Below are 18,577 nucleotides of genomic sequence, written 5' to 3'. Positions count from 1 at the left end.
CAATCGATTGAGCAAAATTTGTTGCATCGTACTTCACCGTTGGCTGATTAAGATAATTGGTAATTATAGTTGAATTGGTGATGCCAAATTGGTTGAACGAAGCGGTGATTGCATCTTTGTAAAGCTGTTCTGCATTTCCTGAAATATAACCACGAGCAACTGCTTCAGAAAGATTGAATAAGACCTCAGAATAGGAATAAATCACGGCTGGCGATGTCGAAGTCAGGAAATATTTCCCTGGTTTTGATGTTTTTGCAAACCCTTGACTATTGGCATCACTGTTGGATAACCCATTGGCAGCTCCAACATATTTAGTCACAGTTGCATCTGATGGCAATTGCGCATAAACAGGCAAACGAGGATCTGATAATTCATATAATTTGTCAACCATCGTTTTTGAAATACGATAATCGTCACGAGTTTCAAACCAAGCCGAAGCTGGATTTTGCTGAGGTGAACTGGTATAAATAAATTGAAAGATTTCGTTATTACTGCTAATCAATCCTGCCGGATCAGTTGTTGCTTCAATGGCAGCTTGTTTTGCCAATGCGGATTCTTTATCAGAAATTCTCAATGCAATTCGCAAACGAAGCGAGTTTACTAGTTTTTTCCATTTTAGAATATCGCCTTTATAAGCCAAATCACCTGTTACTTCACCATTTTTTAATGCTAATAAAGATTGAGCTTGTTTTAAATCCTCCAATAATCCAGTGTACACTTCTTTTTGAGTATTGTATGCTGGTGTTACTTTCAGACCTGCTTCTTTATAAGGAATACTTCCATAAGCATCTGTCAATAATAGAAACGTCCACGAACGAAGCGTTAATGCAATTCCTTTATAGTTTGAATTGGCTTGTGCTTCTGGGAAATTCAGAATTGTGTTCAAATCTGTAATCAGCGTCGAATATCCGGTATTCCACAAAGAAGTAAATGAATTATTCGAAACATCGTATCTGTCAGGTTCTGTATATTGGATTTTCGCCCAATGCTGTACAAACAGCAAAGAAGAATCAAAGTTGTTTACCGATCCCCAATACAAATCGGCTCCCTGTTTTAGAGTACCTGTCAACAGATATGGAGCCAGCGGTGTTTCGGTGGCATTTGGATTTTTATTAATTTCATCCAAAGAGTCGCTGCAAGATGTCAGTGACAATACAAATAGAGTTATATATGATAGCTTTTTTAGCATGATTTCGTGTTTTTAAAATTTCAGATTAACATTTAGTGTAAAGTTTCTGGTAGTTGGCAATGCTAAACTCTCCAAACCTTGTGCATTTCCTGTATTAAAAGCCGTTTCAGGATCAATATTTGGTGCATCTTTGTAAATAAAGAACAGGTTACGGCTTGCAGCTGTAATACTTGCGCCTTCCAATCCAAACTTCTTGATTAATTTTTTATCAAAATTATAGGTAAGTTTTACTTCTCTCAATTTCACAAAAGTCGAACTATAAATATAAGCTTCGCTGATATTGTAAGATGCTTTGTAATATTCCTGTGCGCTAAGAACCTGCTTATTTGGAGTTCCATCCGCGTAGACTCCGTTAAATATCATTCCATCATCGTAGACTGTTGTACCAGTTGGAGCTGTTGCACCAGCTGGAAGCAAAGTTTTAGTAGTGCCAGTGTAATAGTAATTTAAACCGCCATTGGCAGCATCACGACCAGGAAGTGTTTGAGCTAGTACTCCGGTATAATTTCCAGTTCTGTTTGTTCCGGAAAAAATCTCTCCTCCTACACTAGCATCAATAAGAAATGACAATTCAAGGTTTTTATAATTGAATGTATTGGTTATACCTCCTATCCAATCTGGTGTATAATGTCCCAATACTCGCTTTTGTGGGTCCGCTTTTGGTAATCCATTGGCACCTACAACTATATTTCCATTTGCGTCACGCAGATAAGCTGTACCATAAAGCGATCCATATGCTTGACCTACTGATGCCAAAACGTCAACACCTCCCGAAGAGCCTATTGTGTAGTTTTGGATTTGTTTATCATAGTCCAAAATTTCTACTTTACTATCATTTTGCGAATAATTTAAACCAATATTCCAATTGAAGTTTTGAGTTTTAATTGGGCTTCCGTCCAATTGAATTTCCAAACCATGATTGTTTATTTTACCAGCATTGATTAATTGCGAAGTATAACCACTCGCAGCAGTTGTTTTTATTTCCAAAATTTGGTCAAAACTATTTGTGTCATAATAAGCAACATCAAAGTGCAATCTGTTTTTCCAGAAAGAAGATTCAATACCTACTTCAGTAGAACGAGTTGTCTCAGGTTTCAGGTTCTCATTAAGGTTCTTCTGTGACGATGTTTGAATTGGATTTCCGTCAAATGCTGTTTGGAAATTATAAACATTAGACAATTGATACGGATCGGCATCATTACCAACTTCAGACCAACCACCACGCAATTTTATAAAATCGATTGTATTGCTTTTCAAATTAAAAGCTTCGGAAGCTACAAAACTTCCATTAACCGATGGATAAAAATAAGAGCGGTTATTGCTTGGCAAAGTTGAAGACCAGTCATTTCGTGCAGTCAAGTTTAAATAAGCATAATTTTTATATCCAACTTGCGCAGAAGCATAAGCACTATAAACTTTTAATTGCGAATATGAGTTTGATGACGTTAACGGGTCTCTCGAATTGGTCAACGTATATAAATCAGGTACTGCCAGACGCGGAGCTTTTTGATAATTGTTGGCATCGCTGTGATTACGAACGTTGAATCCCGCAAGCGCATCCAAGCTGAAATCTTCGCCCAGTTTTTTAGTATATTGAAAAATTCCTTCTGTATTTCTTTCTTCTATAGTATAAGCGTCCTCGGCATACGATCCGAAAGGTGTTCCATTTGTACCATATTTAATGGTGTATTTTCTGCGATCGTTATAATAATCAACACCAGTACGGAATTTAAAATGAAGTTCATCGACAATCTTGGCATCCAAATGAATATCTCCAATTATACGATTACGTTTTTGACTAGTTGTATTATAATAAGCATTCCAATACGGATTGCTGTAATAACTGTTGTTCCAATTTCTATTCCAATTTTCATTAAGCTGATTGATATCGACCTGACGTCCAAACCAAATAAATTGAAGCATTACACCAGCAGCACGATTCCCTGAAGGTCCACCAGGCAAAGCCGGAGCATCGGTAACAATATAGTTGGCGGTCACTCCTACTTTGATATTTTCAGATATTTTATAATTAGTATTAATGCTAAAGTTTGTTTTATTCACTTCACTATTAGGCACTGTTCCCAATTGTTTTTGATTATTTATCCCTAATCTAAAATCTGATTTTTCATTGGCTTTGGACACAGAAACACTATTGTCAAAAGTAAAACCGGTATTAAAAAAATCTTCGACATTATCAGGATGAGCCACAAAAGGAACCGGCACACCATTCGAATAAAATTGAGGAATAAGTTGTCCATTTAATTTTGGTCCCCAGCTTTCATCAACCCCATCATTTACACCACCACCTTTACCATCTACGTAACTGAACTTTCCATTAGATCCTTGTCCAAATGAATTTTGAAAATCAGGTAAAGTAGTCACTTCAGAGATTGTAACTCCAGAACTGACGTTTACACCAAAACCCTTTTGCTCAAAACCTTTTTTTGTAGTGATAAGAACCACACCATGTGCAGCACGCGAACCATATAGTGCTGCAGCATTTGGTCCTTTCAGCACCGTTAATGTTTCAATATCATGAGGATTCAAATCGGCAATTGCATTTTTAAAATCTCGGGTTGCCCCACCATAATTCAATTGTGAATTATCTACTGGAATACCATCAACAACAAATAGCGGTTGATTATTTCCAGAAATCGAAGTTTCTCCACGAATAACAATACGCGAAGATCCCATATCTCCCTGCGAGTTAGTGATACGAACACCGGCCAGTTTACCTGTAAGGCTATTTACAAAATTCGTTTCTTTTGTGTTTACCAAATCCTCATTTTTAACTGATTGTGTCGTATATCCTAAAGATCTCTTTTCTTTTGATACTCCCAATGCTGTAACTACAACTTCGGATAACACATTTTGTTCTTGAGCGAGGTTGATGGTAACTGAATTTTGATTAACTAAAATTTCTGTTTTTTTATATCCCAAATAACTAACAACTAAAGTAAAAGGGAATTTTTGTTCTGTTTGAAGATTAAACTTTCCATCGACATCCGTTATAACTCCGTCAGCACTACCTTTTATATTAACAGAAGCACCAACAACCGCCTCCTTTGAAACAGCATCGATAACTTTTCCGTCTATTTTAGAAACTTGGGCATTAACTCCAATGGAAACTAATAAAATACACAACCATGTATAGGTATTTAACTTTTTTTTCATTACTTTGTTTTGGTTTAATAAATAAGGCCCACCGTAATGGATTTTACTCCACTTCGCCTTATTGAGATGAACAATTTCTTTAAACTTTACCATTTCTGCTGGCACAGAAATGGTTTTTTTATTTGCAGCACATTCGCTTTTTCATTTTTTAATTGATTTTTAATTGCAATAATTTTGAAACTTGGAATCATTTATCAGAATGATATTGAGACATTTAATTTTTATAATGTTCTTAATAATTCTAATTTAAAACTCTACCAATTCGATAGAGCAAATGTATATTATAAATATGAATTATCAAATATTTACCTCATTTTTTTGTTAAAAAATGCAAATAAAGTTATCAAACCGCTTTTAAACCGCTAAAAACATGATAGTTATACATTTCAAGTAAACTTTAATTAAAAGAATTTTTCATTATTACCAAGAAATTTTAATAGTGCTTCCTCCCGGAATTTCATAATGAAATACATTTTGATCTTTACAAACAGGTGGAATAATGTTTTTTTTATGACTGACCTCAATAGATTTTCTGACCTGTTTAGTAAAAAAAATCTTGAAACTACATTGAAATTCAGGTGTTCCCAAAATCTTCATGGTCACCGTATTTTTACTTTTTTTGTAATTACCTATCGGATAATCTGTAAATAGTAAAAAACCTTCTGAGTCCACTTTAAAGTATTGTCTTGATACTATACCAAATGCCATTCCTGTGCCATATACTTCTTGTCCTACTTGACCGCTTTTTTCCCAGCCGATATATACATCTTCGAGAGGAATCCAAAGCTCTGGCTGTATTTCTCCTGTTTTTACTTCTTTGGAAAGCATATCCAAAGGCAACTTACGCGGAAAGTAGTATGAAATTCTACTCAAAGCATATTTGATAAATTCAGGAATTAAAATTTTTAATGATGGTAAGATTTCTACATCTTTGGATAGCATTAAATAATTTGTAAGTGCTGCATATACTTCTAACTCTTCGTAAGCAGCAATATATGGAGCATTATTAAGAGGATAAATAGCAAAATAATTAGAAATATTTTTACCGTTACCATATAGGCAATCCCATATCTGCATATTCTTGAAAAGTCCTGCAAGGCAAGCATAACTTAGATCCAGATATAATTGTTTTTTGGTTATTTTGTAAAGTTCCAAAAGCGCACTAGCCGAAAAAGCTGTGTTATTAGCTTGATAAAAAATATCAAAACCTTTATCTTGCAGCTTTAATACTGCCTTTTCTGCTTCGCGTAAATAGCGTTTATCATCTGTTAATTTTAATAATAAAAGCATTAAATGTGCATACGATCCGGCAACGTCTTTTTCGCCTCCTTCGCCAGGTTCGGTTTCTTCTTTGATGACTTCCAAAGTATCCATTTTATAAAACACCGGCCATTGATAATCAAAATGATGAGCCACTTTGATGGCAAAGTCACAAGATTTCAATAATAATTCTTCGGCTTTTTTTTCTCCATTAAGTGCCAGTCTGGCCAAATTCATCAATGGATGATGCAAATACCAAGAGTCCATCACCATGTCTTTTTTTTGTTCCTCAGAATGATCTAATTCACCCGAAAGCTGAGGAAGGTAACGACTAATAGTGGAGATTTTCGGTTCATAAAATGCATCAATACCCGATATGAGATCTTTATATATTGAAAAATCTTCTCCCTTCCATTTACTGTATTCTTTTAATGGCATAAGAATGGCCAACTGAACCATTACCTCTGCTGGAGTCGTATAGTCACATAAATAGGCATTGAGATACGGGACTCCTTTAGTCTGAGTCCAGCAACCTTTATTATTAGATAAGTCATTAAGGCAATTTTCTGCAATTTCTGGCCAATTATGATAAACTGTTTCCGGATGTGGAAGGCATTGATACACGGCTGCCAGATTATTTAAAAATTGTTGTGTTTTTTCAGCTTCGTTTTTTATGATTTCTTCCGAAAATAAAACATAAGCATCCGATAGTACAAACTCAGTATCCGCAGGCAATGCTTTTTCTTTGGAAAGCGGAAGTTGGAAACCAATTTCAGGCCAGCTACCACCTACTGTTTCTGTAAGTGATGTCTCGGTAGCTTCGCAATACGCGCTCATCGAACCTAAATCCTGAAAATAGAAAAAAGATCCCGTTTTGGGTTTAGTCATACTCGCATAAAGAATTCCTGTACGGCTTCCCATCTGATGCATGTGTATTTCTCCACTTGTATTCCAAATATTTCCTGATTTGGTAAGCGGCATAATATCGCGTGGCCAAAACGGAATCATCATCGAAAAATTCCCTTTAAAAACAGTTTTATAATGCAACATTGGCAAATCAGGATTAGGAAAATCAATTCTGACCTCATATTGTCCAATCCTGTTTTCTAGATTAATGAGTAAACTTCTCCCATCATCAAACAAATTTGTTATTTCAAAAAAGCTATTCATTCCGAAAGCGGCTCTGAACGCTACTCTTGCATTATTGGGCCAAGACACAACGATCAAAAGTGAATTGCTTGTATTGTAGGCCTTAAAAATGTAATCACGGAATTTCTTCTCCCATATAACCGTGCTTTTTTCAATATCATCCTGCACAGTAGCAGTCCATGGTGAAACTAGATGCATAGTATTTAAATTTAACTGTTAAACATTATAACAGCATGGTTATCAATCAGATTATTAACGGCACTAATTTAGAGCAGATAATAATTTTCGGTTTACATTATTTCTAGTTTAATGTTATATTTTACCAATTTTATCATTATAAAGATTTGAATTCTAAAGGCTTAATCATGAAAATAATGTAAAAGTCTAAGTGTATTCTGTAAATGATTTTATGTAAAAAATTAATTACTTTATCTTTTGAGTTTTGGATATAAAATCCTTGAATTCACTGAAGTAAAATAATTATAGAAACATGAGTGATATTGCACGTAGATTTCCAGAAAACCCACTTTTGATGCCAAAAGACCTTCAACCCAGTACTTCTGATTTACAAATTATTAGCCTTTTAAATCCAGGAGTTTTTGTTTTTGAAGGCAAAACATGGCTTTTAGTTAGGGTTGCTGAATGTATTGCACAAAAAGAGGGCGTAATTTTCTTCCCTATTGTCAATGAATTAGGTAAAATGGAAATCATCGAAATACCTCTTAATGATCCTGAATTGATCGCAACGGACCCAAGGGTTATTCAATATAAAGGTCTTGATTACTTAACTACAATCTCGCATCTTCGACTATTATCCAGTGACGATGGAATTCATTTTTCATCTGAAGGATTAGAACTTTTAACAGGTTCTGGACGTTTGGAACAATATGGAATCGAAGACGCCAGAGTTAGCAAATTGGATGACACCTATTACATTACCTACACCGCAGTATCATCAAGTGGCGTCGGGGTCGGGTTACGAACTACCAAAGACTGGAAAAACTTTGAATCGAAAGGGATGATTTTTCCCCCACACAACAAAGATTGCGCCATTTTTGAGGAGATTATCAATGGAAAATTCTATGCCTTGCATCGTCCGTCCAGTCCACAAATTGGAGGAAATTTTATTTGGCTTGCCGAGTCATTAGATGGAATTCATTGGGGAAATCATCAATTTCTTGTCGGAACACGAACAGGATTGTGGGATAGCGCAAGAGTTGGCGCAGGAGCAGCACCAATCAAAACAGAAAAAGGATGGCTGGAAATTTATCATGGTGCCGATGCCGAACACCGATATTGTTTGGGCGCTTTCTTAATGGACCTTGAAAATCCGTCAATTGTTTTGGCTCGCACGCTTGACCCAATTATGGTGCCAACAGAAAATTATGAACTCAGTGGATTTTTTGGTTTTGTTGTTTTTACCAACGGACATATTGTTAATGGTGATGAACTTACGATTTATTACGGTGCAGCAGACGAATTTGTTTGTGGTGCCAAATTTTCGATAACAGAAATTTTAGCTGCTTTAGAATATTTTTAAATACCATTATTAATATTAATATGGAATAGATAAAATAATTTATAAATTTTATTTGATAACATTATGCCATCAGAAATTATTAAGAAATGTGCCAAAACATTGGCAGAAAAAAAATGGAATATTGCCTTTGCAGAAAGTGCAACAGCAGGAAGAATGAGCGCTGAATTTTCGTTAACCGAACAATCGGGACAAATTCTGCGTGGCGGTTTAACCTGTTATGAAGTCTTTGTCAAAGAACAAATACTGCATGTACCCCATAGTTACATCGAAAAATTCACTCCTGAATCGAAAGAAGTGACACAAAAATTGGCCGAACAAGCTGCTAAACTTTTTAATACCAAAGTAACCGTTGCTGTCACTGGACTTACTACACCAGGCGGGAGCGAAACAAAACTAAAACCAGTGGGTACAATGTTTATATGCATTATAACTCCCAATCACACTTTGGAATATCGACAGGTTTTTGAGGGAACTCCTGAAGAAATAGTGCTACAAACTATTGATTTTGTTGCCGATCATATTACAAGATACATCTAAAAAATTCAAAAATTTAGATACAAAATATCTTTCCCAAATCTTTCATAATAGAATAAAAATATTAAAATAATAGTACCACATGGAAGATTTTTTGCAAGACATTTACAAACATATAAAAGAATATTACTTCAGCCTTGTCGATTTAGCCCCAAAGATTTTGCTTGCGATTGTAATTGTTCTTGTTTCCTGGTTTATAGCTGTTAGGGTCAAAATTTTTGCCAATAATCGCTTGAAAACAAAAATGCATGATCCACTCTTAGCTTTATTTATTGCAAATCTTTTTAAAGCTATATTCATCGCAATTGGGCTTCTTTTTATGCTTCGTGTTATAGGTCTTACAGGAGTGGCGCAGAGCGTACTGGCAGGAGCTGGAATTTCTGCTTTTGTGATTGGATTTGCACTCAAAGATATTGGCGAGAATTTCCTGGCTGGTATTTTATTGGCTTTTAAAAGACCTTTTTCTGTTGGTGATATTATTGAAACGAATGGTGTAAAAGGTAAAGTTGTTGCCCTTAATTTGCGTGATACTCAGATAAAAAGCGACAGTAAAGACATTTACATACCAAACGCATTATTAATAAAAAATGCTCTCACAAACTTTAACAGCGGAGGATATTTATTGCAAGACTTTACAATTGGTCTGGAATACGGTTCTGATTATAAAAAAGCGATTGAGATTATTACTCAGATAATGAAAACTGACAGTGATATTGTAGACAAAGAATATTCTAATTCGGCTGTTGTATCAGGAATTACGGCCAATATTATACAAATCAACATCCGTTATTGGGTAAAAACGGAAGACAACTTCTCCGACAGCAATCATCGTTCTGATATTATTATCAAAGTCACTGAAGCATTAAAAGCAAATGAATTTATAATTAAATAGCATTAAAATCCAATATTATTTTTTAAGGTTCGACAATGGTTTTCCTTTCATTTCTGGATCATTTTGTTGTTTTAAAAGTTTCAATATCGTTGGCGCAATTTGATTGCTATATAATTGCTCTTTTGATTTTATTTCTCCTAAAGCCTGAACATTATTACCAAAAACAATTAACCAAACCTGTTCTGAACCTCTTACATTTGAACCATGTCTTCTCCATCTTTTAGAACCACGACCGTGATCTGTAGAAATAATAAAAATGGTATTGTCTTTATAAAAAGCATCTTTTTGAGTAAAATTCCATATCTCTTTGATCAGCGCATCTGTTGAATGAGCTGATTTCAAATATGCCTGATAATTTCCGTCGTGAGCGAAATCATCCGTTTCTCCATAAGATAAAAAAATCAATTCGGGATGTTCTCTTTTCATGTATTCCAAAGCATAATTTGAAGTAAAAGCATCCAATCGAACAGATCCCCAAGGTGAAGGCACTTTGGATTGCAACTCATTTAAAAATACTTCTCGGGAAGAAAGATCAGAACCATTAGCTTCTTCAAAACCTGCGTTAACTGGAATCCCGGAACGTTCTTCATTTATAATAAAAGGAATTACAGCCCAACTCCCAAAAGCAGCAACTTTACCCTTATAATTTGAATCGTTATTTATTTTTTCTAAAACTGTTATGTTCGGATTATTTACTTTTTTATTGCTGTCGACTCTTTTATCGTCGGCACTTCCAGTTAGTATTTCATTATATCCGGGATATGAAAATCGTTTTGCATTGCTCACATTAACAACACTTTCATAATTCCTGTTGCCGTGTAATTGTCCCATTTTTGAAATTTCATTCCAGAAAAAAGGCATCAAAGCGATTCTGCGTTCTTCCGGTGTATTTCGCCAAAATTTTTCTTTTAATTCGGCTGTATCCTCGACATATTTTTTGCAGTTAATTAATTTTTTATCGGCTCCGGTAAATAATTCCTGCCAACGGAATCCATCTAAAGTTATCAGGACAATTTTTTGACGTTTATTATTTTCTAATGATTGCGCATTTCCATACAAAAAAACTGAAAAAAAGGCAAGTAAAATTATGGTTGATCTTTTCATTTTGATTAATTTTGAAAGCTTGCTAAAAAAGCATCTATTTTTTTATTTAGAATATTATATTTAAAAATAGTATTAAAATCCGACATAAAATTATTATTTTATCAGTTATTTTTTTATAATAATAGTCCGATTATATAGTTTTATATTAAAGCAACGCGTTGAGTGAAATTGTTTTTTAACACATAGAAACATAGAATTTATAGTTTTTTTAAAAGAGCTAGATAACCGTTTCACTTCTCACATAGCTATCTATGTGAAAAATAGTGTTTATTTCTATTCATTCTTTACATATTAACTATAAAATCTATGTTTCTATGTGGTTCATTTTTTATTTAAACAGAATTTCACCCAACGGGTTAAAGCAATAAGGACAATATCAAATCTATTATTTATAAATAATGAAATGTTTTTTAATCGATGATGACCAAGATGACAGAGAAATTTTCGCAATAGCTCTTAGCGAAGTTAATTCATCATACTCATGCATTACAGCAATTAATGGTGAAGATGCATTAAAAGTTCTGAATGACCAACCAGACTTTACTCCTGATTTTATCTTCCTGGACCTTAATATGCCGTTGATGAATGGAAAAACCTGTTTGACAGAACTCCGAAAAATTCCTCGTTTAAAACAAGTTCCCATTATAATTTATACTACATCTTCCTATTCCAAAGATATTGAAGACACACAGAATCTCGGCGCTTCGCATTATTTGGTAAAACCCTCTAGCATAAGTAGTTTAAGCAATATATTAACATCTTTTTTTGAGGGTAAAACAACAAAATTTCAATTAAATTCTTAAATTTAGCATTCGACAATTTAATTGCTATATTTCTTTCTTAACCAGAAATCATGAAAACTAACCAAGTCCCACAGACAATTGCTTTGGATACATTCCAGCTACTACAATTGCTTCCTGTTGCAGTTTATACATGTGATCTAGAAGGAAAAGTCACTTATTTTAATCAATCTGCAATAGATTTATGGGGATTTGAACCCGAAACAAACAATGATTTGTGGTATAATAGCTGGGAAATCTACAATGTAGACGGAACAATATTACAACCGGATCAATATCCAATGACAATAACATTGAGAGAAGGTAAATCGGTTAGAAAAGACGTTTATATCAAAAAAAATGATGGTACAAGCTTATACATTTTACAATTAACCAAACCTCTTTTGTGTTCATCAGGTAAAATGATTGGCGCTGTGAATACCCTCATGGACGTTTCCGAAAAATACGAACGTGAGGCCAATCTCATCAGAACGCAAAATAACATCAAAAACATATCTGAAAAACTTGAAGAGAAAGCGATTAAAAAAACTTTGACACTTCGAAAAAGCGAAGACCGCTATCATAAAATGATAGAAGAAGTGGAAGATTATGCCATTCTATTATTAGATCCTGACGGAAACATTCAAAATTGGAATTTAGGTGCGCAAAAAATAAAGGGATATACTGAAGAGGAAATAATTGGAAAAAATTTCAGCCTTTTCTATCTTGATGAGGATAGAAAAAAGAATCTGCCACAAACACTTATTACCCGTGCTGCCCGAGAAGGAAAAGCAATGCACGAAGGCTGGAGACTCAAAAAAAATGGCGAGAAATTCTGGGGTTTCGTTGTTCTTACAGCTTTGCATGATAATGACAACAATATTATTGGTTTTTCTAAAGTAACACGAGATCTTACCGAAAGAAAAATTTTTGAAGACCAGCTTAAAGAGAATGCTATAAATATAGAATTTCGCAACAAGCAATTAGAAGAGTATGCTCATATAGCTTCTCACGATTTACAGGAACCTTTACGAAAGATTCGGATTTTTGCCGAAATGCTTTCTCATAAAATTACTGATAAAGATGCTTTGCGCGATATCACCAAAATAGAATCTTCGGCAGCTAGAATGACAACTCTTATAAAAGATGTACTGGCTTATTCTGAAATTGCACAGGGTGAGCAACGTTTTTCACCGACCAATCTGAATGAAGTATTGGATAATGTCATTGAAGATTGTGAACTTGCCATTCAGGAAAAAAATATAGTGATAGATCGTTCATCACTTCCTGTAATCAATGCTGTTCCAATTCAGATGCATCAGCTGTTTTCTAATCTGATAACAAATGCCCTTAAATATTCTAATAATGGAGGAGTGATTTCTATTCAGGGACAATTGAAAACTTCTTCAGAATTACTTGAAACTCATTCGAACTCTGACACTACTTATTTAGAAATTATTTTCAGCGATAATGGTATTGGTTTTGACGAAAAATATAATGAACAGGTTTTCAAACTATTCCAAAGATTGAATACAGACCAAAAAGGAACTGGAATTGGGTTGGCGCTTTGCAAAAAAATCATAGAAAATCACAACGGAACAATTTCGGTAAAAAGTGAAGTGGGAATAGGAACTGAATTTGTTATTAATCTTCCTTTAGGACATTAATTTTTTTATTTAAACTAAAAATTATTTCTTTCACTAGAAGTTAGGAAGCTTTAAAAACTTCACAAACTTGTGCTGCTTGCGATTGAATTAAAATAATTCCAATTGATTATTAGAATTCGGTTTATTTTTTGGAGGTTTTGCATCACCAAAAACAGTTTTTCCACCGTATTTATACGAATCATCTCTTTCTTTTTGAATAAGGGCATCCAAATTGGTGTTGGGAGTAAAACTTTCTTCGGCTCTTTGGGAAATATCCGATAGTTTTCGGATAGCTTCAACTTTGTCATTATTGCCGATTTTAGCACGATGAATAGCTCTTTGTAACGTAGCAATTGTTTCATCATAAATCTTTATTGGCACTGGAAAAGGATGTCCATCTTTCCCACCATGCGCGAATGAAAAACGAGCTGGATCTTCAAATCGTGTCGGTGTTCCATAAATAACTTCACTTACCAAAGCTAATGATTGCAAGGCTCTTGGCCCCATTCCTTTGAGCAATAAAAGCTCTTCAAAATCCTCGGGTCTGTTTTCATGAGTGGTCCAAAGCATTGCTCCTAGCCTTTTCATATTAACATCTTCCAACCTTACATCATGATGTGCTGGCATCGAAAGGTGTTGTATTTCTTTAATGATTTTTGTTGGTGATTCTTTAGTTAATTCTAATATTCCGGCTCTTGATTTTTCGGCAGTTTGAGCAGTCAGATTTAGAATAGAACCCTGATTTTCACCATAAATAAAAGTATGTGGTTCATTAATAAAAGACTTCAAATCTTGCGAATGCCAATGATATCTTCTAGCAGTTTTGGAATTGGGATTCATTCCTTGCTGAATCACCGCCCACTGTCCTTTATTATCAACAATAAAATTATGCTGATATAATTGAAATCCATCCTGAATGGCTGTATTATCCACTTTTGCGGTAAGTCTGCTGCAGTCGGCAAGATTGTTTCCGTCAAGACCAGTTCTATCTCCTACAAATAAAAGTTCCTGAGGCGTTTTCATAGAATGTTTGCCTTTGCCTCCGCAAATGTAAATTCCAAGTTCTTTTGAATGTGGATTGACCGACTTTTTTAAAGCTCCCAAAACGGAAGTTGTTATACCAGACGAATGCCAGTCCATTCCCATAACTGCACCGAAACTCTGAAACCAAAACGGATTACTCAATTTACTAATTACTTCGGAGGTAGAAAATTCCATAGCAATGGTTTCGACAATCGCAAGCCCAAGTTTAGACATACGTTCGGCCAGCCACAAAGGAACATAACCATAATGTAAAGGAAGATCAGCGGTACCGGAACGTTTCATCGAGTTTTTTTATAAATACAAAATTAGGCAATTATCTACAAAGCATGTGTTAATTCTTAACAGATTGAATATCTTTTAATTAAAGATTTGAATCTTATAAACTTCCAATTCAATTGTATAAATGTTTTTACCAAGTCTAATCTACATTTGATAAAACAATTTATAAAAAAATATACTATGAAAACTACAGAAACAAAAACAGCAACAAAAAACACACAAAGCCGACAAAAAGTTAGTCCGAAATCATCTGCAGCAGCTGGTTTGAGAGAATTATTTGTTGATTCTTTAAAAGATATTTACTGGGCAGAAAAAGCTTTGACTAAAGCATTACCAAAAATGTCTAAAAATGCTACATCACAAAATTTGATCGATGCTATCAATGGACATATCACAGTGACACAAGAGCATGTGTCTAGGCTAGAAGAAGTATTTAGTATTATTGGTGAAAAAGCATCTGCCAAAAAATGCGATGCGATGGAAGGTTTAATCAAGGAAGGTGAAGGTATTTTGGAAGAAACTAAACCTGGACCAGTTAGAGATGCTGGTATTATTGCTGCATCGCAAAAAATTGAACACTATGAAATTGCAACTTATGGAACCCTTGCTGCTTTTGCAGAAACTTTAGGAGAAGACCAAGCAGCTGAATTACTTCATCAAACTTTAGAAGAAGAAAAAGATGCTGATGCAGAACTAAGCGAAGCAGCATATAATTCAATTAATTTTGATGCAGCAGATGAGGAGGAAAACGAATAAACTATTTTCACAAAAATCAGTTTTATAAAAGCCTGTTATTCAATCATAACAGGCTTTCTTATTAATTAGCAACTTTAAGAACATTAATTGTTTTTTATGGAGTGGTTGTTGTTCCGCTGCCACTTCCGCCAGTACTGCTTCCATTAGTTCCAGTTCCGTTATTACCAGTTCTGTTACTGTTAGTTCCTGTTCCATCGGTTCCTGTTTTGTTAGTTCCGTTAGTTCCGGTTCCATTAGTTTGAGTTCTGTTAGTTCCAGTTCCTACACCAACAGAATCTCTAGTTGTTGATTGTGTTTGAGTACTGTTACTAGACTTGTGGGTTTTCGCATTTTTGTGAGTCCCATCGGTTGATGAATTCTTTGTACTACTTGTTTTAGATGTACTCTTTTTGGTACTGTGTGTGCTTTTATTATTGTGCACACTATCAGCCGATGTTTTTGACTGATTGTTTTGTTGTGGAGTTTGCTGAGCATATGTCATACAAAAACACAATGTCATGCCTAAGGCTAAAAATAAATTTTTCATGATTTCAAATTTTAGTTAATGAATTGATATAAAGACAAATAAAATTTTATCTATTACAAATTTTGTTACAAAAAAGTTCTGTTATTTATAGTTATACCATCAAAGATTACAATATTACCACAAGCGATTTAGGACTTTTGAACCGCCAAATTAAAATCAGTACAATTAAAGAATTCGCTTAAAAAAAAACCTGTAATCAATTTAGAATTACAGGTTTTTTAATTTATGCTTAAAACAAAAAAATTATTCTTCATCTTCCTCAGAAGCATCAAAATTGATAGTGTTGTAAGCCGCTTCGGTCAAGATAGTGTCAGCTTCTTTTTCTTCTTGTAATGTTTGCTCTAACAAAGCTGCAGCATCTTCTTCTTGCAATGTTAATGCAAAAGCTGCCAATGTTCCGTAAGTAGCAATTTCGTAGTGCTCGATTTTTTGTGAAGCCGCGATAATCCCTGCATCTCTTACTGGACCTTGTTGCGTTTCTTCCATAATACTTTCACCCTCTTTAATAAGACCTTCCATCGCATCACATTTTTTAGCTGCTGCCTTTTCTCCGATTAGTTTAAAAACTTCTTCTAATCTTCCAATTTGTCCTTCGGTTACAGTCAAATGCTCATTTATTGCTTTAACAAGATTTTCTGAAGTAGCATTTTTTGCCATTTTTGGTAAAGCTTTGGTCAATGCTTTTTCTGCCCAATAGATATCTTTTAGAGAGTCAACAAATAATTCTCTTAATCCTTCTGCTGCATCCGATTTAGGTTTCACAGTTTGCCCTTTTGATTGTGTTTTTGTTGCTGATGATTTTTGTGCACTTGTGCTTTTAGTTTCTGTAGTTTTCATGATACTTTTTTTTAATAATTACTTCTCAAAAGTAACATTGTAATGCAGCATTCATTTACACAATTTCAGTTACATCTTATATAATAAAGGCAATATCAAATGATTTAGTATCAATATTATGTGTCGAGGAATGCTTTGTTTTAGCAATTTACACGTAAAACAAATATCAACATCATAAAGTACTGGTAATTATATAACTAAGCTTGCTTTTGATATAATATATCACCAATTGACTACTGTACATTTACATCATAACTTTAAACATACATATCATGAAAACTACAGACAAAAAAACTACTGACAGTAAAGCATCAGATAAAAAAGCTGATAAAAAAGAAACAACAGCAAAAAGCTCTTCTACTAAAGCTACTGGAAATAAAGCAGATAAAGGAGAAAGTAAATCAAAAAAATAACTTTAAAAAATTAATATTATGAGCACAATAGATAACAACAGCGATCAAGACCAATCTTATAGATATGATTCTACCGGAAATCAAAATGATAATTCGAGCGTTAATCATTCCATTACTGAAAATGCAGAACCAGATTATGCTAATGATTTGGTTACAGAAGGAGAAGGATTGGGAAATCAAGGTTTTAACAATGAAAATTTAGGTCAGCAAGATCATCAAGATCAATTGAACAATAGCCAAATTGATAAAGAATACAATATTTCTGGTACCGATGACGAATTTGATGAAGATGATACTGACAACGAATTCGATAATGAAGAATTAGATGAAGATGAGTTCAACACTGACGAATTGGATAACGAAGAAGATACTGATAGCAATTCATTTGCTAATAACAATGTATCACAAACAGATCCGGATGGCACAGATCCTAATCGTTACCAATAATATTTCAACAAAAAACCGTCGCTGACGGTTTTTTTTATATAGAGTATTGTGAAATAATCCCAACCAAAAGTCCTTTCAAATATTTATTATTTTTTAAAATTGGCATTCAGTTCCTTCATTCCTTGAAAAACCAGGCTTGCCACTACTTCGGCGCCTTTCGTTTGAAAATGAGTATTGTCATTTTGCCCCTCTGGATAAGCTTCGTATTTTCCAGCAGGTAAATTCATAAAATAATTTTCAGAAACAAAATCTTTTCCTTTTTTGGTAAAAAATTCTCTTGAAGCTTTGTTCAAATCTATTAGTGGCACATGCATTTCGGCAGCAACATCTTTTGGCGCTTTGTCGTAATCTCCATGAACATCGTTTAGAACATTGTCTTTCCAAGGAAAATTTCTGGCAACGGGAGTCAAGATGATTGGATACGCCCCTTTTTCTCTTGATTGTGACACAAACAATCTCAAAAATTCTTTGTAACCCTCAACATCTACATAACGTTCGGTTTTATCTTTGGCAGCATCATTATGTCCAAATTGCATGATGACAATATCTCCTTTTTTAAGGTTTTCGTAAACCGATCTCCAACGCCCCTCCTGAAAAAACGTTCTGGTGCTTCGTCCTCCTTTGGCTCTGTCATCAACAAAAGCGCTATCTGTTTTTATCAGATTTTTTATTTGCTTCAAACTGTCTTTGACCAAAAATTGTTGAAAAACCTGTCCCCAGCCAGTGATTGGATAGCGTACTTTCATATAATCTTTTCCGGGTTCGTAGTTATTGGCATAATTGGCCATTGTAGAATCTCCTATTAAATAAACAGTTGTAATAGCTGCTTTCTTTGTGTTGAAAGCCATAACAATACCACAGACCACAGTACAAAACATTAGAAATATAATTCTTGATTTCATTATTAAAAATTTAGTTTAAAAATAATAGTTGCAAATGATGTTGATTTTACCAAAGCAAAAAATATGAGATTATACCAAACTTAAAGAACTTCTGATTAATTTCATT

At 34.2% G+C, this 18,577-nt stretch carries 16 protein-coding genes; 8 read left to right on the top strand and 8 right to left on the bottom strand.

Annotation, left to right across the window (positions count from 1 at the left end; genetic code table 11):
* The 3 genes from VLC96_RS05420 to VLC96_RS05410 form a co-directional block, all read right to left on the bottom strand.
* A partial coding sequence (locus VLC96_RS05420) for a SusD/RagB family nutrient-binding outer membrane lipoprotein (RefSeq protein ID WP_325261150.1) occupies positions 1 to 1,189 on the bottom strand: 1,189 nt, incomplete at its 3' end.
* A gap of 12 nt (positions 1,190 to 1,201) precedes the next feature.
* Positions 1,202 to 4,363 carry a SusC/RagA family TonB-linked outer membrane protein gene (locus VLC96_RS05415; protein ID WP_325261149.1) on the bottom strand — a complete coding sequence of 1,054 codons (3,162 nt, stop codon included), beginning with the start codon at positions 4,361 to 4,363 and terminating at the stop codon, positions 1,202 to 1,204.
* 420 nt (positions 4,364 to 4,783) lie between these two features.
* A complete protein-coding gene (locus tag VLC96_RS05410; protein WP_325261147.1) occupies positions 4,784 to 6,970 on the bottom strand; it encodes a hypothetical protein in 2,187 nt (728 codons plus the stop codon).
* 292 nt (positions 6,971 to 7,262) lie between these two features.
* On the opposite strand from VLC96_RS05410, the gene VLC96_RS05405 reads away from it, so the two are divergent.
* The 3 genes from VLC96_RS05405 to VLC96_RS05395 all read left to right on the top strand — a co-directional run bounded on the left by VLC96_RS05405 (position 7,263) and on the right by VLC96_RS05395 (position 9,738).
* A complete protein-coding gene (locus VLC96_RS05405) occupies positions 7,263 to 8,312 on the top strand; it encodes a glycoside hydrolase family 130 protein (RefSeq protein ID WP_325261146.1) in 1,050 nt (349 codons plus the stop codon).
* Positions 8,313 to 8,375: 63 nt separating this feature from the next.
* The gene (locus tag VLC96_RS05400) at positions 8,376 to 8,849 is read left to right on the top strand and encodes a CinA family protein (protein WP_325261144.1); all 474 of its coding nucleotides are present in this window, start codon (positions 8,376 to 8,378) and stop codon (positions 8,847 to 8,849) included.
* A 79-nt stretch (positions 8,850 to 8,928) separates the two neighbouring features.
* Positions 8,929 to 9,738, top strand: coding sequence for a mechanosensitive ion channel family protein (locus tag VLC96_RS05395; RefSeq protein WP_325261142.1), 810 nt, complete (start codon positions 8,929 to 8,931; stop codon positions 9,736 to 9,738).
* A 15-nt stretch (positions 9,739 to 9,753) separates the two neighbouring features.
* On the opposite strand, the gene VLC96_RS05390 is transcribed toward VLC96_RS05395, so the two are convergent.
* Positions 9,754 to 10,842: a sulfatase-like hydrolase/transferase gene (locus VLC96_RS05390; RefSeq protein ID WP_325261140.1), complete on the bottom strand. Its 1,089-nt coding sequence runs from the start codon at positions 10,840 to 10,842 to the stop codon at positions 9,754 to 9,756.
* 398 nt (positions 10,843 to 11,240) lie between these two features.
* On the opposite strand from VLC96_RS05390, the gene VLC96_RS05385 reads away from it, so the two are divergent.
* Together VLC96_RS05385 and VLC96_RS05380 are read left to right on the top strand one after the other, a co-directional pair.
* Complete coding sequence (locus VLC96_RS05385) at positions 11,241 to 11,645, top strand: response regulator (RefSeq protein WP_325261138.1); 405 nt, start codon at positions 11,241 to 11,243, stop codon at positions 11,643 to 11,645.
* Between the two features lie 50 nt (positions 11,646 to 11,695).
* Positions 11,696 to 13,288: a PAS domain S-box protein gene (locus tag VLC96_RS05380; protein ID WP_325261137.1), complete on the top strand. Its 1,593-nt coding sequence runs from the start codon at positions 11,696 to 11,698 to the stop codon at positions 13,286 to 13,288.
* 87 nt (positions 13,289 to 13,375) lie between these two features.
* On the opposite strand, the gene VLC96_RS05375 is transcribed toward VLC96_RS05380, so the two are convergent.
* Positions 13,376 to 14,593 (bottom strand): DUF763 domain-containing protein, encoded by a 1,218-nt coding sequence (locus VLC96_RS05375; RefSeq protein ID WP_325261136.1) that lies wholly within the window; start codon positions 14,591 to 14,593, stop codon positions 13,376 to 13,378.
* A 177-nt stretch (positions 14,594 to 14,770) separates the two neighbouring features.
* Between VLC96_RS05375 and VLC96_RS05370 the strand changes: the two genes are divergently transcribed.
* Positions 14,771 to 15,346, top strand: coding sequence for a YciE/YciF ferroxidase family protein (locus VLC96_RS05370; protein ID WP_325261135.1), 576 nt, complete (start codon positions 14,771 to 14,773; stop codon positions 15,344 to 15,346).
* A gap of 94 nt (positions 15,347 to 15,440) precedes the next feature.
* Here VLC96_RS05370 and VLC96_RS05365 read toward each other — a convergent pair whose 3' ends face one another.
* The gene (locus VLC96_RS05365; protein WP_325261134.1) at positions 15,441 to 15,872 is read right to left on the bottom strand and encodes a hypothetical protein; all 432 of its coding nucleotides are present in this window, start codon (positions 15,870 to 15,872) and stop codon (positions 15,441 to 15,443) included.
* A 243-nt stretch (positions 15,873 to 16,115) separates the two neighbouring features.
* The gene (locus VLC96_RS05360) at positions 16,116 to 16,709 is read right to left on the bottom strand and encodes a YciE/YciF ferroxidase family protein (RefSeq protein WP_325261133.1); all 594 of its coding nucleotides are present in this window, start codon (positions 16,707 to 16,709) and stop codon (positions 16,116 to 16,118) included.
* Between the two features lie 272 nt (positions 16,710 to 16,981).
* On the opposite strand from VLC96_RS05360, the gene VLC96_RS05355 reads away from it, so the two are divergent.
* Entirely contained in the window at positions 16,982 to 17,122 is a 141-nt protein-coding gene (locus tag VLC96_RS05355) for a hypothetical protein (protein WP_325261131.1), read from the top strand.
* 18 nt (positions 17,123 to 17,140) lie between these two features.
* The gene (locus VLC96_RS05350) at positions 17,141 to 17,569 is read left to right on the top strand and encodes a hypothetical protein (RefSeq protein ID WP_325261130.1); all 429 of its coding nucleotides are present in this window, start codon (positions 17,141 to 17,143) and stop codon (positions 17,567 to 17,569) included.
* A gap of 86 nt (positions 17,570 to 17,655) precedes the next feature.
* On the opposite strand, the gene VLC96_RS05345 is transcribed toward VLC96_RS05350, so the two are convergent.
* Positions 17,656 to 18,471, bottom strand: a complete 816-nt coding sequence (locus VLC96_RS05345; RefSeq protein WP_325261129.1) for a rhamnogalacturonan acetylesterase — start codon at positions 18,469 to 18,471, stop codon at positions 17,656 to 17,658.
* Positions 18,472 to 18,577: the final 106 nt, after the last annotated feature.

It is taken from the genome of Flavobacterium sp. (assembly GCF_035456085.1).
Classification (GTDB): domain Bacteria; phylum Bacteroidota; class Bacteroidia; order Flavobacteriales; family Flavobacteriaceae; genus Flavobacterium.
Note: the sequence above shows the minus strand (reverse complement) of the source record. Positions and strands in the feature narration are given on the sequence as shown.